Below are 25,597 nucleotides of genomic sequence, written 5' to 3' on the forward strand. Positions count from 1 at the left end.
TATAAGACGCCACATCAGAAATATAATGAGTTAAAAAAAGCGGCTTAAAATCTCTCCAGAAATACTTGACCATTACAATCCAAGGTATTTAAACGCCAACTGGCTATGCAACCAGAGCTAACACCAGCTCACATTACTAACGCGGCTTTCGTCACTCATAACACCATGCTTACAGGCAAGGCTGCCGAGCATAATATTGAAACCATGATAAAGAGTAGCTTCACGGCTTGCGGCCATAGCACTCACTCTCAGGGTTATAAGCCACAGTTACCCTTCTCTACCGAGTACCTCAATATCAAAGGGGGCAACCAAACGATTACCCAGTTAGAACAATCCTTAGGTAAAACATGTGATATCCGCACTCTGCTATTGGGCCCTCCTGGCACTGGAAAGACGGCAGTTGTGGAGTACTTGGCTAGCACCTGTAACCGGGAACTGGTGACTATCAGATGTTCCGATGTACTGGGTAAGTACGTAGGCGAAAGTGAGAAAAATATAGCTCGGATTTTTCAAGAGGCCAACGATAACAACAGCATCTTGTTCTTTGATGAGGTGGACAGCCTACTCCTAGACCGAGGCGGCTTAAACGCAAGCTGGGAGATACAGCAAGTGAATGAACTGCTGACTCAGATGGAGTGTTTCAATCAGCCATTCTTCGCTGCTACTAATTACTCAGAACGTCTAGACAGAGCTGTGATGCGTCGATTTGATTTCAAGTTATCATTTAATTATCTAGAAGAGAAACAAGCTCAGGGTCTCTTCCAAGACGTTACAGCTAGCCATACGCTGTCGACTCAAACACTAGACTCGCTAGACTCACTTAAACTGTTGACCCCCGGCGACTTTTCAATATTAAAGCGCCGCCAGAAACTTCATGACCTAAAGCTCACCACAGAGGAATGCTTAGCAATTCTTACCACCGAGAACAATAGTAAACCCGGCAACAGAGCCATCGGATTCAAGTAGTCACAACCACAGTAAGTAACACCCGATTCAATACCATCATGTCTAACCCAATTCAGGGCTAGGCCATTCATTAACACCCACCACCAACCACTAAAGGTAACCACCATGACAACATTATTGAGTTCACTCAAGGTCACCGTTCGCCCAGCCGACGGCAGCAGCAACCCACTCATTCTACGTAGAGAAAAACTACTCAACAAGCTCGGCCAGCAGAAGATATTGGCCACTGCACTAGTCGAGAACGAAACCCACACCTTCTACCGTGAAAAGTGGGTCAAAGATGAAGAGACTGGCGAGAAGGAAAAGGTACAGGTGCCGAAGAAAGTCAGCCCTTGGTTCTACAAACGCAACAACCGTTACTACCTAGAGGTGCGTAGTGGTAACAAACCATTGGAGCTGCAAAAAGGGATGCACGCCATTGATGTCGGCGAAGAGGAGGCCTTAGTGAGCACCATCGACACCATCATCGAGGCGGTAGTGGCTGGCGAACTAGACCCACTACTCACCAAAGGGGATAAGCCAAAAGGAAAAATAGAAAAGAATGCAAAGCTCTAATAATTTTTATTAAATAACCTCAAGTCAAGATGCCTGGCGATTGCCAGGCCTTCCCCCCAATAACATAAGTGATGAACATAGCTATCAAGCTAAAACAGAGAGATAGCAGTAACCTAAGATTACATAATTATGAATTTTGACACACAGATACATAGCGATTTTTCGTTTTAATGTGGTAATATTCTAGGAATATTTTTATAGGCTCCCCCCTAAACTGAGTCATTCGGGAAGAAAAGAGGTTCACAATGCACTACATGCACAGTTAGCAACGCCAAAATAGAATCAGCAAGATGCTGAGTTTTAGTGTGTGTAATAAAATTGTATAGGGTGAACAGGTATGGCTAGATCAGATAAATTAATTAGCTTAGTTAGAGCAGGAGCGATAGGTGATAAAGTACAATTCAAGAGGGTTGTAGAGTCACTTGTTGCAGATGAAAGACAAAAAAATCATCATATTATTGCCGACAAACTAGAACAAGAGCTTTTAAAACTAAGTACATCCAACTCAGTAATTAACAACCCGACTTCAAAAGATACTAGAATTTCATCTTTAATTAATGAGGTTACTCCACAACTAAAGTTTTCAGATCTAATCCTCCCAAAATCTGTGGAAGAATCATTAAAAGAACTGATAGAAGAACAATCTCGTGTCGACCTATTACGTTCTTACAGTCTAGAACCAAGAAACAGAGTTCTTCTTATTGGCCCCCCTGGAAATGGTAAAACATCTTTAGCTGAAGCTGTAGCAGAACAAATGATGGTTCCTCTCTTAGTTGTACGCTATGAAGGTGTCATTGGTTCTTATCTAGGAGAAACAGCATCAAGACTCAAAAACGTTATCGAATATGCATCAACTAGAAGATGTGTTCTTCTATTTGATGAGTTTGAAACTTTAGGTAAAGAGCGTGGTGATACTCATGAAACTGGTGAGATTAAGCGTGTAGTTAGTTCTTTATTGATGCAAATCGATTCTTTACCAAGTCATGTCATAGTGATTGCAGCAACTAACCATTCTGAGTTGTTGGATAAAGCAGTATGGCGTCGCTTTCAATTGAGACTGCAGCTGCCTTTACCAACAAGAATACAAATTCAAAAATGGTTCAAAAATTTCGAAACCATGCATAATATCGAACTAAGTTACGCTAACGAGACGCTTGCTAAAAAGCTTTATGGTTCAAATTTCTCTGAAATTGAAGAGTTTGGAAGAGTGGTGTTACGAAAATATGTTCTAAGTCAACCTAGTGCAGATATAAGAAGTATAATATCATCGACTCTAAAGACATGGTCTGAAAGGACTTTCTCCTCTATGTAAAAAGGATTTTCTCATGAGTCGCCGCCCCTTACTTCTATTTCCTACGCCAGACACAACAAGTCCATCAAAACGTTCTGGAGGTGGGGGGAAACCACATTACCCCTCAGTCACAAGACAAGCAGAAAGGCTTGGTCCCAAATTTTCACGACTTGAAGCTGCACTTGAAAATCGTCGAATTGAATTCCTCACAGACATATCGGGTGTAGATCCTGAATATACGGTGGTAATTGAAACATATGGCAGTGTTCCTGATTTTTTTAAAGCTGCGGCAAAAATAAATGGCTTAGAGTGGCTCGGTGAACATGAGCTGCGAGATATTGCACCTAATGAAGATTTTTATAGTAGTGAAGAAGAGCATGACAAACTGCTAAATGGTCAAGTAATGCTGTTGCTATCGGATCGAAGAGCTATTGATGAGCTATTATCTCTTTGGAAAGCTTACGGTGTAGATCCAAGTATGAATTTTGTTCGCGGATGGACAAAGTTCAGAGATTTGTTCGATTTATTAAAAGATATCAGATATTGGGATACTCAAGATAGGCTACGGAATACCGGCGTACTTCAATATTGGCAAGAAAAACTTGATTACGACCCAAATTCTCCTGTCCGTTTTGAAGCAGAGTTATGGTTTAGAGCCAATGAAACAAAAAGAAGCAGTGCACATACGAAAATAACTGAGCTAACTAGAGAGTTAGGAGGCCAAGTTATTAGTTCATGTTGCTTGCCTGATATAAACTACCAATCTCTTCTCTTAGAGTTACCCGCAAATCAAATAAGCCATATTTTAAATGAAGATGATATATCTTTAATTCGATGTGATCAGGTCATGTTATTTAGACCGCTGGGGCAGATGACAACGGGACCTCTCTGGGATACTTCCCCTGATCCAGATTGCCAAGTAGAAGATTTCGTCGTTAATTTACCAGAAGCTTTCAATAAGCCTCCCCGTGTAGCATTACTTGATGGATTACCACTCGCAAACCATGTAGATCTTCAAGGTGGGTTAATTATTGATGACCCCGATAATTTTGAAACTAATTATTCAGCTGAAAAGCGTATCCATGGAACCGCCATGGCTTCATTGATCATAAATGGCGATCTTAATGAAGGAGCAAGTCGACTATTATCCCCTCTGTACGTTGGGCCAATTATGAAACCTGATATGCACACTATGAACCAAGTTGAGTGCTTACCAGATAATGAACTACCACTTGATATTGTACATCGTGCAGTTAGACGTATATTTGAAAGTGATGGTGAAGAGCAACCTGTAGCTCCAACGGTTAAAGTTATCAACCTGTCTATTGGTGACCCAAACATTCACTTTAGTGGACAAATGAGTGCTTTTGCTAGATTACTTGATTGGTTAAGTGCTAAGTACAACGTTTTATTTATAGTTAGTGCAGGTAACCACTCGAATTCGGTCACAACACCTCACACAGCTCGTGAGTTTCAACAACTCCCGGAATGTCAAAAAAGCTCTGAGTTTTTTAATTCGATCCAAAGTACCAGTTGGCAACGAAAGTTATTATCACCAGCTGAAAGTGTAAATGCACTAACAGTTGGCTCAACACATGCGGACAGCTCTTCCCCTACCTTACGTAGTGGTTTTTACGACCTATATGATAAAGAAATGCCTGCTTCATATTCTGCACATGGTAATGGCTACGCTAGAGCAGTTAAGCCTGACATAGTCTTACCTGGCGGTAGAATGTTTTATAATGAGCCGATAACTTCACCCGAGATAAGGCCTGTAACTAACTATGCTGCTCCAGGACAATTGGTTGCAGTGCCTCATAGCTCAGGGGATATTAATCGTAGGGTCCATATTCGAGGAACTAGTAATTCTACGGCACTGGCGACTCGTGGGTGTGCCGAGCTTTGCGATATAATTGAAGAACTCTTTAATACAAATAACCAAATGGGTCAATTTGATCAATTTTCACCTCAATTATTGAAGTCATTGATTACTCATGGAGCATCATGGGGCCAAATGTATGACCATATGTCTTCATATATTGGTAATACAGATTCGAAAACATTAAAAAATATTATCACTCGAAATATTGGTTATGGGAAACCAGATGTAGATAGAGCTAAGTATTGCTTAGATACACGAGCGACAATTCTTGGCTATGGTGGCCTGAGTAACGATGAAGCCCATGTATTCAAGCTGCCAATTCCTGAAGGTTTGGGTGGTACAGATGTGTGGCGACGGTTAACCGTTTCATTGTCGTGGTTCTCAACGCCCTGCCATAAACATATGAAATATAGAGATAGTGCTCTTTGGTTTACTGTTGAAGGTGAAAATAAAAGCCTCACGTCTCGAAATCCTACTTCTTTGGATTGGATGCAGGTGAGGCGAGGAACATTGCAGCACGAAATATTTGAAGGTGAAGATCTAGCCGTACTTACCGAAGACAGAATATTGGAAATTAAAGTTAACTGTAAAAATAATGCTTCTAAGATTATTGAACCAGTTAAATATGGCCTAGCCATTACTTTAGAAGTTGCTGATGGTGTAAATATCCAGCTATATCAAGAGATACAGCAAGCAATTGAAGAACAAATTAGAGAGCAAAATCGTTCGCGAACAAGAACCCAAGTGTCAACTTAATATTTACAGAAGGCCTGATTAACACTTTTGGGCCTTCATATTAGCGGGAGTGACATACAAACAATTACTACTTGACTGATCTTAATGTATTAATCTTGTCCTAATCATAAAACAGTTAGGCTGCTAGTTATCTACTAGTTGGTATAGACAGCTCATATTTTAACTCTGTACGGTTTTGTGTATCAGAGATATTGGAGGCCTACCAAGAGCACACTAAAAGCAAAGATAAAAATATGTAGAAAAGGGAGTTTTGAAAGGTTTACTATACGCCAGATACAAAAAAACCCTGCGTTAGCAAGGTTTTAAAGTTTGGTACCTGAAGACGGACTTGAACCGTCACTCCTTTCGGAATCGGATTTTGAATCCGACGTGTCTACCAATTCCACTTCACTTGGACATTTAGTCACTCTGATCCTACATGTATACGCAGCTTATCCACCACAGGCAGCACATGCTTAAGCTCATTTGATTTATGCATGTAGTTACCAGTAATGCCAGACGAGCTGAGTTCGTGACCGACAACTTGCTGTAAAAGAGTTAATTGCACACCTTCATTAGTAAGCTTACTAATGAAGGTGTGGCGAAAACTATGGAACGATCGAATATGACCTAACTCATTAGTTGAGTCGATCTCTAGGTTATGCAATTGCCTCGCAAACCATGCAGTCACTACTTCACGATTATTGATCGCCTCGAACACTCGCTCCTGACAGGATTCTACATACTTAATGAAGCCTGCGTTAATGAGATCCATGTGCAGCGGTATTTTGCGCTTGGCATTCTCTGTCTTGAGCTTTTGGCTTTCATGCACGTCAGTGATAAGTAGATAATGACGGTTAGACGCGCTATCGAACTTCACATCCCCTTTGCGGAGCTGGACTAACTCTCCACGCCTAGCACCTGTATATATCCCTAGATAAACAATCCACTTACGCCATGGCTGCTTCTCGCCATCAGCCGCTTTTAGGAATCCTTGCAGCTCTGCATCATCAAACACGCCACGAGTTCTAGACTTAAACTCGCGCTTAATTGAGCAAGGAGAAGCATTGATATAGCCATTGGTGTCACGCTTAGCGTAGGCAAAAATGCCCTGTAACCACTTATAATAGTGCTGCACTGATTTAGTTGATGCTAAGTCATCTTCAGGTACATCAACTTCTAAGCGCTCAGACCAAGACATCTTGCTGTATGGGACGATATTCATTTTGGGCAATTCGAAGCAACGATCAATAAATCGGCCAATATCCTTTGGAGTGTATAGGTCTATAGGCTTGTCTTCGACTAACACTTGCCACACCAAATATTTTCTGGCGTAATCTTTCTGAATCTTAACGTCCAGTTTTACTTTCTTAATTTTATGATCTAAAAATTCAGCATAAACTTCAGAAAAAAGTGGGGAATTGCTATTGATCGGCAGACTTGGTGCAGCGACTTCTGGTTTGGCCGTATGAATAAACTGGGTCAACTTTCGCTCTTGCACTGCATCTTCATCCGCTACGGTTTCAATCAGTGAGTTTCGGATCTGAAATGATGAGTGGAGTTTACTTAGTAACACTTGAAATTCGAATGAATGCTCATTAGTAATAAGCTTATTCTTTGCTAACGCCGCCCTAGCTACCGATACCAGGGCATCATCATTTACTTCCTGTTCAGCACAAGTAAACCGTATCAAAATGCTGGCTAAAAACTGTAAAAAAGCAGAACGACTAGAATCAGATAAAGCCTCAAACAATTCAGTTAATTTCTGACCCATTGTCATCCCCGTTCCACAATCTTCATCAGCTAAATAAATATATGCATTGTGAAAGCTGGTCGGAAAAGACAAAGGGCAATTGCTGCCGAGTACTTTTAGCTGATGGGCATTAATACTGTAAGACTGCTCAAGTTCAGAAACTATAGAATCAATGTGGTGCATTTCAAGCTGTTTTTGCATTCTAACTTTAAATCCATTTACTAAGCGGGCAATATCTTCAGTTTCATGCTTTTTGAAAGCCAGTACAAGTGTTTTCAACTTAGCGGCTTCTATACTTATTTTCTTCCATGAAACAATGGCTTCACTAAAGTCTGTAGATTGCAAACTCAGGGAAAATTGGTACTTCACTCGATGTCTTCGCAAGATAAAGCGGAAGTAATAAGTCTTGTTGCGCAGATAGAGCTGGTTAAACCCATAAACGGCTTTCATGACAAGCACCTCACGATCTGAATCAGATTATGAAGTCGAATTGGAATAAATATATGTCTGAGATAGTAAGTAAGATTTGGACTTATAAATGGAAAAGCGTGTAACAAGTGGTGTAACACACCGTGTAACAGGGGGGATAGTTTGAGATAAGAAATCAGACAACTGCTTGCAGAACAAGCAGTTGTCTTCATCCAAAGAGTTGGCCGATAAGCCGGGTCTTGTCGTGGACAGTTATTCATCTAGGCCTGCAATCACTCACAGGCTCAAGCGACCTACCCGGTCCCAACGCGAGCAGCGCCATACGGGACCCTATTTGGTCTTGCTTCGGGTAGAGTTTACCTTGCTACGAACTATTGCTAGTCGCACGGTGCGCTCTTACCGCACCCTTTCACCCTTACCATTTTTAGCCGAAGCCAATAAATGGCGGTCTCCTCTCTGCTGCACTTGTCGTCGGTTCACACCGCCCAGGCGTTACCTGGTACCCTGCTCTTTGAAGCCCGGACTTTCCTCCCCGTACTTGCGTACGCGGCAACTGTCTGGCCAACTCGGCGCGGATTATAGCTTAAGCAGCGCAACAAACCAATGCATAAGCAACGGACTTTTTATAAATCGAGCTCTAAACCGTATTTATACAAAGCGTTTTTCTTTAAACCGTGTATTTGTGCCGCAATAGCCGCGGCCTTTTTAAGCGGTAATTCTTCACAGAGTAGCTTTAACGTAGTGACCGCGACCGCTGGAACACCTTCTTCATCAGATAATGAGAAGCCGTGACACATGATGACAATTTCGCCTTTCTGTTGATTTTTATCGGCTTCAACTATCGCCAAAACTTCAGCAGCGGTGCCAGATAAAAAGGTTTCGAAAATTTTAGTGACTTCACGCGCCATCACGATTTGTCTATCGGCGCCTAACACTTCAATAATCGCGGCAAGGCTATACAGAATACGATGAGGAGATTCGTAAAATATGAGTGTACGAGGATCTTCTTTAAGAAATTCAAGTTTATCGATACGGGCTTTTTCTTTTGACGGTAAGAACCCCTCAAAACTGAATCGATCCGACGGTAATCCCGATGCACTCAAGGCCGTAATCGCGGCACAAGCACCCGGTAAAGGCACCACTCGGTGGCCCGCTTTGCGGACATAATTAACCAAATGGTAGCCGGGGTCTGAAATGAGCGGTGTGCCAGCGTCAGAAATGAGTGCTATTGACTTGCCCGCATCTAATTGTTCAACTATCCATTGCACTCGGTCACGTTCATTGTGATCATGTAGTGCCGTTTTACGGGTTTCAATACCAAAGTGACTCAGCAGCTTTCCGCTGTGGCGAGTGTCTTCACAGGCGATTAAATCTACCTGTTGCAGCACCTCTAATGCACGAGCGCTGATGTCGCCAAAATTACCAATAGGGGTGGGAACAATATACAGCGCGACCATTTGGTCCATAATTACCTCGATAATGAATCTACCTGATACTTTCGCCAAGCGTAAGAGCAGGTTAAACTAGTGCCAGCATCTTACCAGAGTGAAGCCAAGTGTTAAAAAGACTGAATACTACAAAATTCGTGTGTGCGTTGATTTTCTCTGTATTGGTAGTAGGTTGTGCCGCCAAAAAACAGCAAGATAATGTTGACGTAAACGCATCACTCGTTGCCGCGGAGCATCCGGCTAAAATTTATTTAGTTAATGCTACCAATAGCAGTTTACCAGAAAAGCGTGATCGTTATTTATTACTGGCGGCTCACGCTTATATAAATGATGGTAATTTTAATGCTGCCACCAATGTTTTAACGTCAATGCAAAAGCCAATGGTGAAGGTACCTTCGCTTCTCGCTGAGCATATTTACTTGCGCGCCCGCATTGTTGAAAAAACCAATAGCAGCCAAGCCGCATTAGATATTTTACAGTATCCGCCGCATTGGCAGCTACCACGCTGGCAAATGGCAAGTTATCACCAATATAAAGCCAAGTTGTATAAGCATACTCAGCAGCCCATCGATCAGGTAAAGCAACTCAGCTTATTAAGTAATTACTTACCAAAATCCGAAACGGCCGCCGTTAATGATGTCATTTGGAAACTGCTACAGCCTTTGCATGAAGAAACTGTGCAGTCGTTTATGCGTGATCAATCTAATCCGATTTTTGCAGGTTGGTTGCAACTAACCTATATTGCCAAGCGTTATGCCGTTGAGCCAACACAGCTGGTGCGTTATTTAGGTGAGTGGCAACGCAATAACCCTTATCACCCGGGAGCGGTGAAGTTACCCGCTAATTTAGAAAAAGCACTGAATGCCAAACCCTTTAGACCACAAAATATTGCCGTCTTATTACCGTTAACGGGTCCGCGCGCTGCGATTGCCGAACCAATTCGCCAAGGATTATTATCTAGCTATTTATCTGATTTTGATACCAATGTGTCGCTTAACTTTTATGATACTCAGCAAGGCGTCACGGCGGCTTACCAACAAGCTGTCGCCAAAGGTGCAGAGTTTATCATTGGGCCGTTATTACCCAATGAAGTTGAAGAATTACAAAAAATTAACGACAAACAACAAAGCACTGTGCCTCAATTGTATTTGAACCAAACTGATACATTTACGCCACAGGCAAATTTATTTTATTTTTCATTGTCACCAGCGCAAGAAGCCAGTGATGCGGCACAGAAACTCTATAGTGATGGGGTAAAGCTGCCGCTACTACTGGTAAGTAATGATGCCATTGGCAAGCGTATGGCTGACAGTTTTAAGCAAACTTGGTTAACCTTAACCAGTAATGATGCCGAAGTGTATTATTATGATGCTGGCGACCAAATGAAGGTAACAGTTCAACAAGCACTAGGCGTTACAGATAGCCAAGCGCGAATTAGCAGAATGCGTAATTTATTGGGCAGTAGCGTAGAATCAGATTTTCGTTCTCGCCAAGATACTGATGCGATATACATGATTTCGGGTTCACAAGATTTAGCCCTGCTCAAACCCTTTTTAGATGTTAACTTTAGTGTGTTCTCTGAACCCGTAGCCTTGTATACCACTAGTCGTAGCCGCCTTGAAAACGAGTCGGCGCAGTCGGCTCAAGAACTCAATAACTTGATGATTAGTGATGTACCATGGTTAATGCAATCTAGTAGCGAAACGCAAATGGTGTCAGCGCTATGGAGTGGTTGGAATAACAGCCAAAAACGTTTGTATGTTATGGGTTTTGATGCACTTGAATTGATCAACCGTTTAGCCCAAATGCGCGCTTTCCCAGGATATCAATTTATGGGCCGCAGCGGTGCGTTATCGGTGGATCCTAATGGGGTGATTGATCGTCAATTGTCTTGGGGACAATATACCCAAGGACAATTAACACCACTATGAACCGCGGACAATTAGCTGAACAACATGCGCGAACTTACCTTGAACAACAAGGTCTGACGTTTGTAGAGGCTAATGTGCGTTACCCATTTGGTGAAATAGATTTGATTATGCGCCAACAGGATGTATGGGTGTTTGTTGAAGTAAAATTTAGGGCGTCAAACCAGTTTGGTGGAGCCTTAAATGCCTTAACAAGCAAACAGATCACCCGGATAAGATTAGCTGCTGATCATTATTTACAACGCCAAAAATTGAATCCACCTTGTCGCTTTGATGTGATTGCGATGAATATTGATGAAATAAACTGGCTACAAGGCTGTTTTTAAGCGACAACTGATTACCATAACCTTGATTTATGGCATCATATAGTCAAATTACCGAGTCTAACTGATGAGCGACGATAAAAAGCCAATCAGAGACATACGTAGACATAATTTAGCGTAAGGATTGTTGCATGTTAGAACGTATTAAAGATAGTTTCACCGAATCGATTCAGACTAAAATTGATGCTGCAGAAGCATTACCTGAGCCTATTGAAAAAGCTGCAGAGATGATGGTGCAATGTTTACTTGGCGGTAATAAAATTCTGTCATGCGGTAATGGCGGCAGTGCTGGTGATGCTCAACACTTCTCTGCTGAGTTATTAAACCGTTATGAAATTGAACGTCCACCGCTACCTGCAATTGCATTAAGCTGTGACACGTCAACGATTACGGCTATCGCCAACGATTATAGCTACGATGAAATTTTCTCGAAGCAAATTTTTGCACTGGGTCAGCCAGGCGATATTTTATTAGCCATTTCGACCAGTGGTAACTCGGGTAACATTATTAAAGCCATGGAAGCAGCGTTAAGCCGCGACATGACTATTGTAGCGCTAACCGGTAAAGACGGCGGCGCAATGGCTGGCTTGATGAGTGTGGGTGATGTAGAAATCCGGGTACCATCAAACGTCACCGCACGTATTCAGGAAGTTCATTTACTGGTTATTCACTGCTTATGCGATAACATCGATCGCACCTTGTTCCCACAGGATGAACAAGCATGATAAGAGCCATACTCATCATCTCAGTCTTGGCAATGCTGCAGGGTTGTGCTGGTGCGGTCATGGTTGGCGCCGTTAGTGGTGCCAAGATGGCAAATGATGAGCGCAGCATGAGCACTCAAATTAGCGATACTAATGCTGACTTTGTTATTGCTAGCGCATTATCAAAACATGATGACCTTAATAATCAAACCAATATCGCGGCGATTGTGATGAACAACAATGTGTTGATGATAGGCCAAGCACCTAACTCAATGCTGCGCGATAAAGCTATTAAAGTGGTGCAAGAGTTACAAATTGGCGGAAAAATACATAACCAAATTCGTATTGGTACGCCAACATCGTTTACCACTCGCAGCAACGACACTTGGGTGACCACCAAAGTGAAAGGCCGCATGTTAAATGAAAAGTCACTCGACATTACTCGAGTAAAAGTGATTACCGAAAACGGCGAAGTCTTTTTACTTGGGTTAATTGACCGCAAGCAAGCTGACTTAGCCGTTGAAATCGCTCGGAATACTGCTGGTGTGCGTAAAGTGATTAAGGTTTTTGAATACACCAAATCTTAATCCTGCGGTACATTGTGGCTTATAGCGATTAAAAAATTCATCCTGCATTTTGCTCGATGAATTTTTTTTGGCCTCTTTTCGCTTGTATCCAAGGGATAATCAGCGACGGCAATACAATAAAACCAGCCCCTACCCAACTTAACCCATCGAGCCATTCATCAAAAAACAACCAGCCGAAAAAAACACAAAACAATAATCCGGTATATTCCGCCACCACGATTTGACTGGCTTGTGCTTGGCGATAGGCCAAAGCACAAAACCACTGATAGGCATTATTTTTCAGGTTAAGAGATGGGATCAATAAGCAAAAAAACAAACAAAAAATAAGCCAGCAAATTGCTGGCTTAAAGGTAAAATTGGCTGATGACTTAGACAATAAGCCCAATTTTTTCATACACATTCTTAAGGGTCACTGCAGCACGCGCTTGGGCTTTCTCTGCGCCTTCAGCCATGACCTGGTGTAAGAATGCCTCGTCAGCACGATACTCTTTAAAGCGCGCTTGCAATGGCTCAAGCATACCAACAACAGCTTCGCCTGTAGCCACTTTCAAATGACCATACATTTTGCCTTCAAACTCAGCTTCTAAAGACGCAATTGACTGACCCGTGCAACCTGACATTAAACTGAGCAGATTAGACACCCCTGGCTTTTGCTCCAGGTCAAAACGCACTACTGGCGGCTCTTCGCTGTCGGTCATGGCTTTTTTTATTTTCTTTAAAATCACTTTAGGATCTTCAAGCAAACCGATCACGTTATTACGATTATCATCCGATTTAGACATCTTTTTAAGCGGCTCTTGCAACGACATCACCTTAGCACCATGTTCAGGAATGAACGGTTCTGGGATGGTAAAAGTGTCGCCATAAGCATTATTAAAACGAGTGGCAATATCACGTGTCAGTTCTAAGTGTTGTTTCTGATCTTGACCAACAGGGATTTCATTGGCTTGATAAAGTAAAATGTCCGCCGCCATTAATACCGGATAATCATAAAGCCCAACGTTAATGTTATTGGCATGCTTTAACGACTTATCTTTAAACTGGGTCATGCGGTTTAACTCACCCATTTGGGTGTAACAATTTAGTGCCCAACTGAGCTGAGTATGCTGCGGTACTTGCGATTGAATAAACACAGTGCTTTTTTTAGGGTCAACACCACAAGCAAGATACAGTGCTAACGTGTCCAAGCAGGCTTCTCGCAATGCTTTAGGATCTTGGCGAACCGTAATGGCATGTAAATCAACAACACAATATAGGCAATCATGACTCTCTTGCATGGCAACCCATTGACGAAGTGCGCCCATATAATTACCTATGGTTAATTCGCCTGATGGCTGTGCACCGCTGAATACTATGGGTTTGGTCATGTGTTTTATTGCTCCAGATTATCTTTTTAAATTTCACATTATTATGAAAGTAAGTATTGCTCTATATCAGCAAAATTTTCGCATACCGCATGGGGATTGCTTAGGCTAATATCTTCGCCGTAGTTGTAGCCATAGGTCAAGCCAATAGACATAACGTTGGCAGCTTTAGCCGCTAAAATATCATTCTTTGAATCACCTACCATCAGTAAATGTGATTCATCTAACTGCCATAGCTTAAGCAGATGTTGCAACGGCATTGGATCTGGTTTCATTTTTGCCAATGAATCACCACCGAGTACTTCACAAAACAAGCCATCGAGACCAAAAGCGGTTAATAATGACACCGTAAAACCGTGAGGTTTATTGGTGACGATAGCAAGTTTGAAACCGGCTTGTTTTAACTTTTGTAATGTGGCTAATACACCAGGATACAAAAGGCTATGCTTCTGTAAATGCTCGCCATAATGATACATAAATTGAGGCATGGTTTGCTCAAGTAATGCCTGTAGTGCTGGGGCATCCTCCGGCATCGCAGACACATAACTTAACGCGCGTTGCATTAACACTTGAGCACCATTACCGACCCAACTGCGCACAAGTGCTTCTGTCACTGGCGGATATTGGCTTTGCGCTAAAGTCGCATTGGTTGCTGCGGCTAAGTCAGGTACGCTATCAATTAATGTACCATCTAAATCAAAAGCAATTGCGCGAATTTTTGACCATTGCATCATGTAAAGTCCCATTAAGTCTTTAAAAATAAATTATGATACCGAAGCGAGTTCAGCACGCATTTGATCAACAACCACTTTATAATCTGGTTGATTGAAAATGGCCGAACCGGCTACAAACATATCTGCACCCGCGGCAGCAATTTCAGCAATATTATCGACCTTTACGCCACCATCCACTTGTAAGCGAATATCAAAACCACTGGCATCAATGCGCGCCCGAACTTGACGAAGTTTATCTAAGGTATGGGGAATAAATGACTGACCACCAAAACCAGGGTTAACCGACATCAATAAAATGACATCGAGCTTATCCATAACATGATCTAAATAATGCAGTGGAGTGCCAGGATTAAAGACTAATCCGGCCTTACAACCAGATTCTTTAATCAGCTGTAGGGTGCGATCTATATGTTCAGATGCTTCTGGATGAAAAGTGATAATTGAAGCGCCGGCGGCAGCAAAATCAGGAATAATACGATCAACGGGTTTTACCATTAAATGCACATCAATATCAGCAGTAATACCGTATTTACGTAACGCCGTACATACCATTGGGCCGATGGTTAGATTAGGAACATAGTGATTATCCATTACGTCGAAGTGAACAACGTCTGAACCTGCATCTAATACGGCTTTAACATCGTCACCTAAACGGGAAAAATCGGCGGACAAAATCGATGGTGCAATTAAAAATGGGCGCATAATCTTCTCTATTGGCAGATCAAAGTGATGACATTTTACCCTTTGCGGCCGCAAGCCTCTAGTCACAAAAGGGAAATAACCACTATCTAATATAGAATTTAGTCAAAAACTAGACCATAAGGCGGATTTGCTATTCTTTAAATAGAAACCACTGTTCAATAACTAAGCGACTTTGCTATAATGAAAAATGTTGTTATCTTAGGGATCTAATAGTAGATTTAACAACTGTTGTAGCATCAATCGAGTTTATACCACGGATAGGACACCTTTTATGGTTAAGCACTTACTACGCAAGCTTTCAGGGCGTGATGGCAAATTATTGCCAGCATCTGTTTTTGCTGTGTTTGCAACGTCGGGGTTGGCATTATTGTTAAGCCAAATTTTACTCACCACCGAAGCTAATTCTGCTAATAGTAAAGCCTGCGTATGCGATAGCACCACAAGCTACAATACTAGTTTGCCAAGTAGTCACCCTACAAATCGTTGTGCTGAGCAATCAGATGATGTCAGTTGGGGTAATTGGGTAACGGGTAATAGCCGCTCGAGCCAATTTCACTTTATTGATTTACTTGAATTGATCCACGGCCACAAAGATAAGCCTTTAAATGATATGCCTACCTCAGGCAGCCCAACTCAGATATCGCGCTAATGTCACTTTGGCGAGTTTTTAGTAGCACTGTAGCGGCCTTTTTTGGCGTTCAGACAGAGCAGAACCGCCAAAAAGACTTCAAAAATCAATCCCCGTTACCCTTTATCATCATGGGAATTATCTTAGCTATAGCCTTGGTTATTTCATTAATGCTGATCGTGAATCAGGTATTAAGTTAACCACCTGCGGTTGTTATATTCTCATCCCAGTAGTACTACTCTTCTTCACGATAATGATGATCGTATAACGCCATAATTTCGTCAACTTTCTTGCGTGAACTGCCTTTTGGGCTAATGTTACGTTGCACCGAAATGGTTGAACAAGATGCGCCACGATACAACTCTCGTGTTAACGGAATATCATGGTTACTGATCAATACCGGAATATTGCGTTCATGGGCAATGAGCCGAGAATGACGGGCAAGTAATGCTTGATCGTCTAGACTAAACCCCGGACCTACATAGGTGGTAAAACTGGCGGTTGTCGATAATGGTGCATAAGGCGGATCACAATAAATGACATCTCCGCAATTCGCCATATAAAAGGCTTGTTCATAACTGATACATTTAAACGTCGCTTGTTGCGCTTTTAATGAGAAATAACGAATTTCAGCTTCTGGAAAGTATGGTTTTTTGTACGAACCAAACGGCACGTTAAAACCACCTTTGCGGTTATATCGACATAAACCATTAAAACCATGACGATTCATGTACAGAAAATATACCGACCGAATAAAAGGGTCACTGCAGAGATTAAATTCAGCACGAATACGGTAGTAGGCATCTTTATCATTCATCTCATCGACAAACATAGCTTTTGCCGCTTGAATGTAGGCATCAGGCTGTTGCTGAACAATTTGGTATAGATTGATTAAGTCTTGATTAATGTCACACAACAAGTAGTCATCAAACTGAGTATTGAGAAATACCGATCCCGCCCCAACGAAAGGCTCAATAAGTCGGTTTCCTGTAGGAAGGTGTTTTGCTAGCTCATCAACGAGCTTGTATTTACCACCTGCCCATTTTAGAAAGGCTCTATGCTTTTTTATCATGAATAGGAATTATACCAGCAAAATTAAAGCTGATAAGTGTACGCTGTTTAGCGACAATTATCATCGGATAAAGTAGATTAATTATGTTGTTTTTTCATATTATTTAATTAGCTATAACTGAATATGACGCGGTTAATCTTGTCGCTTATAATCACTCAAATCTGCCCACTTTCTAACCCATGGAGCAGCTAATGAATATTGTGTCTGAAGACTTTTAGCTTTTAAGTTTGCAACCGTTACGGTATCGAAATCACCTAATAATAAAACATAGCGTTGCTGGTAACTCATAACGTAAACCTGTGGCTCTTGTGCCATTTTAGCTAAAATAGGCGCGAGTGATGCTTTGTCATTAACACTTGCTAGCTGCAAAGTGAAACCTTGTACTTTCAAATTTGGGTTATTATCATTCTCAACAATATCACTGGGCTGAACGACTGCTTGGATCTGTGCTTTTGGCAATTTACCTTGAAAAGATAATCCCTTTATTGATGAACTCACCGTTACATCACTGTGATTGTCTGGAGCGGTGTTGTCGTTAACGTCAGAGATATTACGCTCACCCAGCGAGGTATCTGCAGCCATTTGCTTGTCAAATAACACGAGAGCTTGTTTATTTGCAGTAGACTTAGTGAGTGCCAATTGCCTTTTGGCAAAATAAGCACTCAGTGTCGTGTCGGCAAAATGAGCGACATATTGCTGTGCTTTTACACGTACGATTGATTGCTCTGCTGTCAATGTTGGTGCTAATGATGTTGAAATCGGCACAGGTAATTGACTATTAACCGCTGCCCCAATGGCAACAAAAACCGAGATAACAGCCAAAATTACAAACAGCTTAACTGACAGAGACCAAGAGGGTTTCTCTGTTTGTGGTTCTTCTAATGCTAACGCTAATAATTGAACAACTTCAGCTGGCGTACCCTGCTGTTTCTCTAGTTGTTTATGAATAATTTCACGTGGAATAAACGGCGCTTGCTCGCTGCGGAGCAATAAACTCTGATAAAGGCCATCGCGCTCGGGCACCGATAAAGGTTCAATAGTGACGGGTAGCAATCTAGCGCGTATATCATCAGTTAACTCAGCGACTAAGGTATACCAAAAACTGGGCGTGACGGTCACGGTTACTGCAACAGGTTTTCCTGCACAATGGATTTGACTCAGCAAAATGCATTCAGCCCAAATATCTTTAGGCAATAAATCGGCATCATCAATAATGATGTGCAGCGGCTTTGTTAGACTAGATTGGATCCTAAGCACAGTGTCCATTAAAGGACGTTCATCATCAAAAATAGGGGCGGAGATTAATTGGACCAGAATTTTTCGACGAATTTCAGCGCTATCTGCGTGTTGAGGACAAATGATTAATGCGCAATTATAGTCGTCCAGTTCACTTGCTAATGCGGCTGTCAGTGTAGATTTACCCGACCCCTTGTCACCGCAAATAACCAACAACTGTTCACCATAACTAGCAATATGCTGCAAACGCTGAACTAGCGCTTCTTGAGTGGGGAGTAACAATAGTCCTGGAGTCGTCAATGATTCACCACACTATAATGAATATGTAGCATAGTTATAAGCAGCTAATAACCTGTTTCAGTAAGTCTTCACCTACTTCACTAAAGAGATCAGCTTGGCCTATACCCGTAGGTAATACTAAACGAATTTTACCACCTAAGACTTTTTTATCACGGCGCATATGCTTAATAAAATGCTCAAAACCCATCGACTCGGGAGCCGTTATAGGTAAATCAAACGCTTGCATCAACTGACGAATACGCTCAACACTTTGATCATCTAATAGATTAAGTTTACAGGCTGTTTGTGCAGCAAGAACGGTACCAGCAGCTACTGCTTCGCCATGTAACCAGACACCGTAGCCCATTTCAGCTTCGATAGCATGCCCAAAGGTATGCCCAAGGTTTAATAATGCTCTAACACCTTGTTCAGTTTCATCTTGCGCGACAACATCAGCTTTAATCTGGCAACATTTTGCAATGGCATAGTTTAACGCATCAGTCTGGAGCGATTTTAATGCATCGACATTAGCTTCAAGCCATTGAAAAAAGTCCGCATCCCAAATAATACCGTACTTAATCACTTCAGCCATACCTGCGGCAAACTCATTTGCGGGTAATGTCTGTAAGCAAAGCGTATCGATAATCACAGATTTGGGTTGATAAAATGCGCCAATCATATTTTTCCCAAGTGGATGATTTACTGCCGTTTTACCACCGACAGAGGAATCAACTTGGGACAATAATGTTGTCGGCACTTGAATAAAATCAATACCACGCTGATAACACGCTGCCGCGAAACCAGTCATATCACCAACAACACCACCACCTAGCGCAACTAATACTGAATCTCGGGCAAAGTTATGCTCAAGTAATCCAGTAAAAATATAATCTAGATGCTGTAAATCTTTAAATTTTTCGCCATCAGGCAAAATAACAGTTTCAATACGCGCGCAAGCGCTCATCGCTTGTTGTATCTGTTGAAGATACAACGGAGCAATGGTGTCATTTGAAACAATTAAGGCTTTTTTGTTTGTTAGGTAGCGAGCAAATAGCTCGCTATCATTCATCAAATCCTGGCCAATATAAATGGGGTAACTTCTATCACCTAATTGAACCTGGATCTGTTGCATGTTGTTACCTAAAAGCCGAGTTGCTCGATAATTTGGTTTGCGACGATCTTCGCGCTTTGCTCATCAGTTTTAACGATAACATCCGCAATTTCCTCATATAAAGGATTACGAATTTCCGCTAAGCTTTCGAGCACTTCACGTGGATCATCTACTTGTAACAACGGGCGACGCTTATCACGCTGAGTACGCGCAACTTGCTTGTCGATTGTTGTTTCTAAGTAAACCACTATACCTCGAGCAGAAAGATAATTGCGGATATCTTTACTCTGAACAGAACCACCACCTGTCGCGAGAACGATACCTTGCCTTTCTGAAAGATCACCAATGACTTGAGCTTCACGACGACGGAAACCCTCCTCACCTTCAACATCAAACACCCAGGCAATATCTGCACCGGTACGTTGTTCAATCTCGTGATCTGAATCGTGGAAATCTAAATGCAGCATTTGCGCCAGATGGCGACCAATTGTGCTTTTACCTGCGCCCATAGGGCCTACCAGAAAAATATTGCGTTTTTCAGCCATTGCGTATACGTCTGAATCTTATATGGAAGAATGCCTTATCGACTTAAACTTCAAGCCGACCTATAATTTAACCTTGCTCTATTGAGACTTGACGAAGGATTATCTCAGTTAAGGGCTACCGCTTGCAAGTCATCACAGCTATTTATCATGATTTTATTATGTCACTGATACTAAAAATCCAAAAAAAAATATAATATTTGCGATTAAATGTTTGTTAATGCAAAGATTATACATGGATTGGCACGACACAATCTAATTGAGGCATATACTATCATACTTTAATGAGGTCGCCATTATTGCCACTTAAAATGCTAATTTGACAAACTGGAGTGACGTGTAGTGATGATATATTTAACGAGTTTGATCATTATCGCCGCAAAAATAACCGCCATAAAAAAGCCAGCGGTTAAATAGCTGGCTTTTTAGTGTTGTTATTGGCGAAAGAAACTAGCGTTTGTCAGCAACAATCTTAGGGGTTACAAAAATTAACAGCTCTTGGCGCTCATTTGTGTCGGTTGAATTTCTAAATAAGAACCCCACTAGCGGTATATCACCCAACACAGGAACCTTACTCACACGGCTAATCAAGTTTTGCTGATAAATACCACCTAATACGATAGTCTCACCATTATCGACCAGTACCTGAGTACCAATACGCTGAGTATCAATCGCAACCGCTTCACCCGTTGCTGTAGCAACCGTTGTTCCTTGAGAATCTTGGGTAATTTCAAGATCTAGGATCACCCGGTCATCTGGGGTGATTTGCGGTGTAACACGAAGCGATAGCACGGCCTTCTTAAAGGTCACGGTTGTTGCACCACTTGATGCAGACTCAACATAGGGAATTTCAACACCCTGCTCAATGTATGCCGACTTCTGGTTAGAAGTGGTAATACGTGGGCTGGCAATAATTTCACCTTTGTTTTCTTGTTCTAATGCACTTAACTCTAAATCGAGTACGGTACCGTCAGCCAATTTAGCCACATGAAAAGCAATACTAGTAGCCGAACTTGCCGCAGCCGGTAGATTCACGTTAAGGCGATCATCAATGCTTGGAATAATACCATTGGCAATACTGGTTGCACCTCCAATAGTACCAGAAGTGCCTTTAGAACCCTGCTGATCTGTTATGCCCCAGCGAATACCTAGATCTTCAGACACATCATCTTTAACTGTCACCATACGTGCTTCAATTAGCACTTGTTTAATGGGGATATCTAATACTTCAATCAAGCGGTGTACGTTTTCTAAAATCTCAGCCGTATCTTTTACCAATAGCGTATTTGTACGTTCATCTACGGCAACACTGCCTCGAGATGATAATAAGGTTGAATCGGTGGTTTTAAGTAACTCCGATATATCAACAGCTTTGGCGTAGTTTATTTGTAAGAATTCAGAATATAGCGGTGCTAATTCTTTGACTTCTTGTCGGTTTTTCAAGTCATTACTTTCACGAATGGCAAGCTCTTCACTCGGTGCCACCATTAAAATATTGCCTTCAATGCGTTTATCTAGACCTTTAGTTTGTAAAATAAGGTCTAATGCTTGATCCCAAGGCACATCGTCTAAACGCAAGGTAATATCACCTTCAACCGTATCGCTTGTCACAAGGTTAAAGTTGTTATAATCAGCAATAATTTGCAACACGGTACGAACCGCTATGTTTTGGAAGTTTAGTGACAATGAACGACCATTATATTTTTTAGCCTCTTTAGCAACAGAGACTCGTTCGACTTTGTCTACGCTAACTTTAAATACATTGCCGTCTTGGCGATAGTTATAGTCATAGTTACCGTCAACATCGACCAAGATACGGGTGGTCAAATCATCTTTAAATGTTTCAAAACTATTCACTGGTGTGGCAAAGTCTTGAACATCCATGACGTAAAGTAAATCATTGCCAATATCGGTGTTATAGAGTTTTATTTCAAGCTTTGAACCGACTTGCTCTACATTCGCCGCGACAGAACGATTGCTAAGATTAAATAATATTTCTCCACCACCGGTTTTATTGCGGCGAAAATCAATACTGCTAATAGCATTAACAAATGGATTGTTTGCTTCTACTGGACCGGAAACATCATCATTTATGGTTAATCGATAACTATTATCAACAATTTTACCTTGATATGGCTTCACTTTATTCATGGCGACAATGATTTGTAAATTGCCACCTTGTTGTTGTGTATTTACTTCTTTTACACCAACAGCATTTACCGGAATTTTGTTTTTATTTAAATTAGAAATAGTGTCAGAGAACATCAACATAATTTCTGCCGGGTCTGCCGATAAATCAACAGACGGTGACACTATTGATGATTCAAAAATCAACTCTAATTCTAATTGGTGATCAACCATTGAATGATATTTGACGTCCATAAGACGATTAGCAGCTATCGCATTGGGTACTAGACCCATTAATAAAACTGCGCCTAAGAGCGCTCTAAAAAATAATAACTTTGTTATTGCTTTTTTCATCGCGGCAGAAGATTCCATTATTCACTCATCCTTCGCACGTTATTTTCCTGATAATTCTAAATTGCTGGTTCTTTCAGTCCAGCAACCTGAACCATCAGGGATTAATTCTATAATTTCGATAAATTGCGTCGTTACTTTAGCAATTCGTCCATGATAAAGCCCTAAATATTCACCTACACCCATACGATAAACATTGCCATCACTAGATTCTATTAAAGCCCAAATAGTACTCTCTTCACTCAATGTTCCACGCATTCTTAAAATGTCTAATGCATAGGTTTCTAAACGACCTTTGCGACGCTTTAAGTCTGGCTGTAAACAATCTTTAGATGTATCAATCACCTCTTCAGTCAATTCCCTCGACGGTGGAACAAACGGACTGCGCATCAATTCAGCTTGATAAGCAAAATGTTCAAACTTCGGTGTTTGCTTCAATGGCGGTATACGTGCAACGTGTTGCGCCTTTGTAGTAGTAACAAATAACTCTAAATCGCTGCGATCACCGATACAACCACTCAATAAAAACACCATTGATAACAATAAAAGCAAAAACTTCATTATTTCTGCTCCTTATTGGCCTGTTGCGATAATTCAGCCCCTTCTTTAAAGCGATAGGTTTTGGCGAGAATATCCATAGATAATCCACCGGCATCATTCTGCTTTATTATAAAGTCATGCAGACTGACAATTCGAGGTAATTTTGCAACACCACTGACCATATTACCCATCTGATGATAATCACCGACTACTGACATCTTTATTGGAAATTCAATATAAAAATCACGTTCGATTTCATCATCCCAATCTAGACTGTTAATTCTAAGGCCCGCGTCAGTGGCAACAAACGTTAAATCATCTAATAAACCTGGCATTTCATTTTCAGAAGGCAGCATTTTAAGCAACTCGGCAAACTGCACTTCCATTATATCTAGTTGTTCTCGATACAGTTTTAGATTAGCAGCTAAACGATATTTAGTTTCAAAATCTTCACGTAGTTGGATTTCTTTCTGCTGTTCGACTTTTATCACATCAATCGAGTCTGAAATAAACAAATAATAACTGGCACCGATAACACACACAGACAAAAACACAGCAAATACAACTTTTACCAGCTTGGGCCAACCACCGATATTTTCAAAATCGATATCATTAAATTGATCTAGGTCGAGATTCATTTTCTCGCTCCTTGGTTCGCATCAGCATTGGTTATTTGTGAATCATCACGAATAGTGACACGTAATTTAAAGCGCTGTAATTGCCTTAACTCTTCATTTTGCGTCACAATCGATTGCATACTTGGATCGTTAAGATAACCAGAGGTTTTAACCTTTCTCATCATATTAGCGACATTATTATTCGATTCGCTGCGTCCTTCGATTAATAACACGCTACCCTTTTTCTCTATACTTGAGAGATAAATACCAGGCGGCACCATACGGACTAATTCATCTAAAACATGAGTAGGTAAATTACGCGATTGTTGTAAGTTGAGAATTATTTCAGTTCGACGTTCAATGTCTTTTTTACGTTCGGTAATTTTTCTAATTTCTGCAATTTGGGTATCAAGTAAGCTAATTTCCGCTGCTAAATATGCATTGCGTTGACGTTGATCATCAGTGACAACCTCTAGAAAACCCAGAAATAAATATATAACTAATGATGTCACTAAAAAAACTAACGCTAGAATGCCAATAAAGTCGCGTTTTTGCTTCTCTCTAGCTTCTTCACGCCAAGGTAATAAATTTATGTTCGCCATTGAGCATAACTCCTTAGCGCAAGACCACATGCCAGCATATATTTACTTATATTAGGTTGAAGCTGACTTTTCATAACATCATCTGCATGTAAACAACCTTGGAAAGGATCTGCAATAATGGTATGGGTGCCTAACTCGTTACCGAGTAGTTCAACCATTCCTTCTAACTTAGCGGTACCACCACACAAAACGATATAGTCAACTTTTTCACGTCCACTGGCAGTACAGTATATTTGTAACGTTCGTTTAATTTGCTGTAACAATTGTGTCTGATATGGTGATAAGACTTCGAACATATAATTACGCGGTAATTGACTAGAGATCTTAGCTTGTTCAGCCTCGTCATGAGGCATTCCATAATATGACATAATTGATTGAGTGAATAACTCACCGCCAAAGGCTTGCTCACGTATAAACGTAGTGTCACCATTTTCAACCACAGAGAATGTGGTCATATTGGCACCAATATCAATCATGGCGATGGATTTATCTTTAGCACCATCAGGTAACTGACCATAAATTAATTCTGCAGAGCGCCCTAAGGCATAAGCTTCCACATCAACAACTTTGACTACTAGATCAACAGAATCTAAAGCGTCCAAACGTGAATCAATGTTTTCTGTACGGCATGCGCTCAGTAACACATTAACTTTGGTTGGATCGGTGATATTCGGGCTAAGACGTTCAAAATCAATGCTGACTTCATCAAGCGAATAAGGAATAAGGTTGTCAGCTTCAATTTCAATTTGAGCTTCCATTTCCTCTTCATTCAACGCGGCATCCATATAGATGACTTTAGTCATAACAGCGGAACCTGAAACAGCGACTGCTGCAAATTTGACCGATTTAGGTAAACCTCGTCTGATTTGCCTCAGTGATTCAAGTACCGCTTCAGAATCACGAATATCATGATCAACAACCGCTCCCTTTCTAACAGGAACGGCCATATGGTTTTGAATTTTATATCCATCGGCAGTCTTGCTCAACAAAATGGCTTTTATTTCATGAGACCCAATATCAATCCCGACCATTTGAGGTGCTTGACGCTTCCACAATTTAGAAATCATAGTCCGTCATCACAATTCTATTCT

Annotated in this window: 24 protein-coding genes, 1 other RNA gene and 1 pseudogene; 10 read left to right on the top strand and 16 right to left on the bottom strand. The window is 41.3% G+C overall.

The window, feature by feature from the left end; genetic code table 11:
• The first annotated feature begins 105 nt into the window (after window positions 1-105).
• The 4 genes from AAEZ02_RS00990 (at window position 106) to AAEZ02_RS01005 (ending at window position 5,450) form a co-directional block, all read left to right on the top strand.
• Window positions 106-966: an ATP-binding protein gene (locus AAEZ02_RS00990; RefSeq protein WP_351121609.1), complete on the top strand. Its 861-nt coding sequence runs from the start codon at window positions 106-108 to the stop codon at window positions 964-966.
• Between the two features lie 105 nt (window positions 967-1,071).
• The gene (locus AAEZ02_RS00995) at window positions 1,072-1,521 is read left to right on the top strand and encodes a DUF6641 family protein (protein ID WP_351121612.1); all 450 of its coding nucleotides are present in this window, start codon (window positions 1,072-1,074) and stop codon (window positions 1,519-1,521) included.
• Between the two features lie 337 nt (window positions 1,522-1,858).
• Window positions 1,859-2,833 (top strand): AAA family ATPase, encoded by a 975-nt coding sequence (locus AAEZ02_RS01000; RefSeq protein WP_351121615.1) that lies wholly within the window; start codon window positions 1,859-1,861, stop codon window positions 2,831-2,833.
• A 13-nt stretch (window positions 2,834-2,846) separates the two neighbouring features.
• Window positions 2,847-5,450, top strand: coding sequence for a S8 family peptidase (locus tag AAEZ02_RS01005; protein ID WP_351121618.1), 2,604 nt, complete (start codon window positions 2,847-2,849; stop codon window positions 5,448-5,450).
• Window positions 5,451-5,853: 403 nt separating this feature from the next.
• Here the strand turns inward: AAEZ02_RS01005 and AAEZ02_RS01010 are convergent, their stop codons facing one another.
• The 3 genes from AAEZ02_RS01010 to rsmI form a co-directional block, all read right to left on the bottom strand.
• The gene (locus tag AAEZ02_RS01010) at window positions 5,854-7,632 is read right to left on the bottom strand and encodes a DUF3258 domain-containing protein (protein ID WP_351121621.1); all 1,779 of its coding nucleotides are present in this window, start codon (window positions 7,630-7,632) and stop codon (window positions 5,854-5,856) included.
• Between the two features lie 191 nt (window positions 7,633-7,823).
• Window positions 7,824-8,180: RNase P RNA component class A (rnpB, locus tag AAEZ02_RS01015), an RNA gene on the bottom strand.
• 54 nt (window positions 8,181-8,234) lie between these two features.
• Window positions 8,235-9,077: a 16S rRNA (cytidine(1402)-2'-O)-methyltransferase gene (gene rsmI, locus AAEZ02_RS01020; RefSeq protein WP_101033050.1), complete on the bottom strand. Its 843-nt coding sequence runs from the start codon at window positions 9,075-9,077 to the stop codon at window positions 8,235-8,237.
• A gap of 89 nt (window positions 9,078-9,166) precedes the next feature.
• Here rsmI and AAEZ02_RS01025 point away from each other — a divergent pair, with 89 nt between their 5' ends.
• The 4 genes from AAEZ02_RS01025 to AAEZ02_RS01040 all read left to right on the top strand — a co-directional run bounded on the left by AAEZ02_RS01025 (window position 9,167) and on the right by AAEZ02_RS01040 (window position 12,601).
• Complete coding sequence (locus AAEZ02_RS01025) at window positions 9,167-10,990, top strand: penicillin-binding protein activator (RefSeq protein WP_351121624.1); 1,824 nt, start codon at window positions 9,167-9,169, stop codon at window positions 10,988-10,990.
• Window positions 10,987-11,313, top strand: coding sequence for a YraN family protein (locus AAEZ02_RS01030; protein WP_101033052.1), 327 nt, complete (start codon window positions 10,987-10,989; stop codon window positions 11,311-11,313). The genes AAEZ02_RS01025 and AAEZ02_RS01030 overlap by 4 nt, the downstream gene beginning before the upstream one ends.
• Window positions 11,314-11,441: 128 nt before the next feature.
• A complete protein-coding gene (locus AAEZ02_RS01035; protein ID WP_101033053.1) occupies window positions 11,442-12,035 on the top strand; it encodes a phosphoheptose isomerase in 594 nt (197 codons plus the stop codon).
• Entirely contained in the window at window positions 12,032-12,601 is a 570-nt protein-coding gene (locus AAEZ02_RS01040; protein ID WP_124013208.1) for a BON domain-containing protein, read from the top strand. The genes AAEZ02_RS01035 and AAEZ02_RS01040 overlap by 4 nt, the downstream gene beginning before the upstream one ends.
• A gap of 37 nt (window positions 12,602-12,638) precedes the next feature.
• Here AAEZ02_RS01040 and AAEZ02_RS01045 read toward each other — a convergent pair.
• The 4 genes and pseudogenes from AAEZ02_RS01045 to rpe form a co-directional block, all read right to left on the bottom strand.
• Window positions 12,639-12,869: pseudogene (locus tag AAEZ02_RS01045) on the bottom strand (DMT family transporter); the annotation flags it as partial.
• Window positions 12,870-12,969: 100 nt separating this feature from the next.
• Window positions 12,970-13,968, bottom strand: coding sequence for a tryptophan--tRNA ligase (gene trpS / locus AAEZ02_RS01050; protein WP_101033055.1), 999 nt, complete (start codon window positions 13,966-13,968; stop codon window positions 12,970-12,972).
• 41 nt (window positions 13,969-14,009) lie between these two features.
• On the bottom strand, window positions 14,010-14,699 hold the full coding sequence (locus tag AAEZ02_RS01055) for a phosphoglycolate phosphatase (RefSeq protein WP_124013206.1): 690 nt from the start codon (window positions 14,697-14,699) through the stop codon (window positions 14,010-14,012).
• A gap of 30 nt (window positions 14,700-14,729) precedes the next feature.
• Entirely contained in the window at window positions 14,730-15,401 is a 672-nt protein-coding gene (gene rpe, locus AAEZ02_RS01060; protein WP_101033057.1) for a ribulose-phosphate 3-epimerase, read from the bottom strand.
• A gap of 271 nt (window positions 15,402-15,672) precedes the next feature.
• On the opposite strand from rpe, the gene AAEZ02_RS01065 reads away from it, so the two are divergent.
• Together AAEZ02_RS01065 and AAEZ02_RS01070 are read left to right on the top strand one after the other, a co-directional pair.
• Entirely contained in the window at window positions 15,673-16,050 is a 378-nt protein-coding gene (locus AAEZ02_RS01065) for a hypothetical protein (protein ID WP_124013205.1), read from the top strand.
• Window positions 16,050-16,229, top strand: coding sequence for a DUF2970 domain-containing protein (locus tag AAEZ02_RS01070; protein WP_101033059.1), 180 nt, complete (start codon window positions 16,050-16,052; stop codon window positions 16,227-16,229). The genes AAEZ02_RS01065 and AAEZ02_RS01070 overlap by 1 nt, the downstream gene beginning before the upstream one ends.
• A gap of 35 nt (window positions 16,230-16,264) precedes the next feature.
• Here AAEZ02_RS01070 and AAEZ02_RS01075 read toward each other — a convergent pair whose 3' ends face one another.
• From AAEZ02_RS01075 to AAEZ02_RS01115, 9 genes are all read right to left on the bottom strand, one after another.
• Window positions 16,265-17,101, bottom strand: coding sequence for a Dam family site-specific DNA-(adenine-N6)-methyltransferase (locus AAEZ02_RS01075; protein WP_124013204.1), 837 nt, complete (start codon window positions 17,099-17,101; stop codon window positions 16,265-16,267).
• A gap of 132 nt (window positions 17,102-17,233) precedes the next feature.
• Entirely contained in the window at window positions 17,234-18,637 is a 1,404-nt protein-coding gene (locus AAEZ02_RS01080) for an ATP-binding protein (RefSeq protein ID WP_124013203.1), read from the bottom strand.
• Window positions 18,638-18,671: 34 nt separating this feature from the next.
• Entirely contained in the window at window positions 18,672-19,748 is a 1,077-nt protein-coding gene (gene aroB / locus AAEZ02_RS01085) for a 3-dehydroquinate synthase (RefSeq protein WP_351077607.1), read from the bottom strand.
• Between the two features lie 8 nt (window positions 19,749-19,756).
• Window positions 19,757-20,272 carry a shikimate kinase AroK gene (gene aroK, locus AAEZ02_RS01090; protein ID WP_011635865.1) on the bottom strand — a complete coding sequence of 172 codons (516 nt, stop codon included), beginning with the start codon at window positions 20,270-20,272 and terminating at the stop codon, window positions 19,757-19,759.
• Window positions 20,273-20,719: 447 nt separating this feature from the next.
• Complete coding sequence (locus AAEZ02_RS01095) at window positions 20,720-22,768, bottom strand: type IV pilus secretin PilQ (RefSeq protein ID WP_124013201.1); 2,049 nt, start codon at window positions 22,766-22,768, stop codon at window positions 20,720-20,722.
• Between the two features lie 21 nt (window positions 22,769-22,789).
• Window positions 22,790-23,308, bottom strand: a complete 519-nt coding sequence (locus AAEZ02_RS01100) for a pilus assembly protein PilP (RefSeq protein WP_101033064.1) — start codon at window positions 23,306-23,308, stop codon at window positions 22,790-22,792.
• On the bottom strand, window positions 23,308-23,925 hold the full coding sequence (locus AAEZ02_RS01105) for a type IV pilus inner membrane component PilO (RefSeq protein WP_101033065.1): 618 nt from the start codon (window positions 23,923-23,925) through the stop codon (window positions 23,308-23,310). The genes AAEZ02_RS01100 and AAEZ02_RS01105 overlap by 1 nt, the downstream gene beginning before the upstream one ends.
• A complete protein-coding gene (locus AAEZ02_RS01110; RefSeq protein WP_101033066.1) occupies window positions 23,922-24,506 on the bottom strand; it encodes a PilN domain-containing protein in 585 nt (194 codons plus the stop codon). The genes AAEZ02_RS01105 and AAEZ02_RS01110 overlap by 4 nt, the downstream gene beginning before the upstream one ends.
• A complete protein-coding gene (locus AAEZ02_RS01115; RefSeq protein ID WP_124013200.1) occupies window positions 24,494-25,573 on the bottom strand; it encodes a pilus assembly protein PilM in 1,080 nt (359 codons plus the stop codon). The genes AAEZ02_RS01110 and AAEZ02_RS01115 overlap by 13 nt, the downstream gene beginning before the upstream one ends.
• Between the last annotated feature and the right edge of the window lie 24 nt (window positions 25,574-25,597).

The organism is Shewanella sp. T24-MNA-CIBAN-0130 (assembly GCF_040310185.1).
In the GTDB taxonomy this organism is placed as follows: domain Bacteria; phylum Pseudomonadota; class Gammaproteobacteria; order Enterobacterales; family Shewanellaceae; genus Shewanella; species Shewanella psychromarinicola.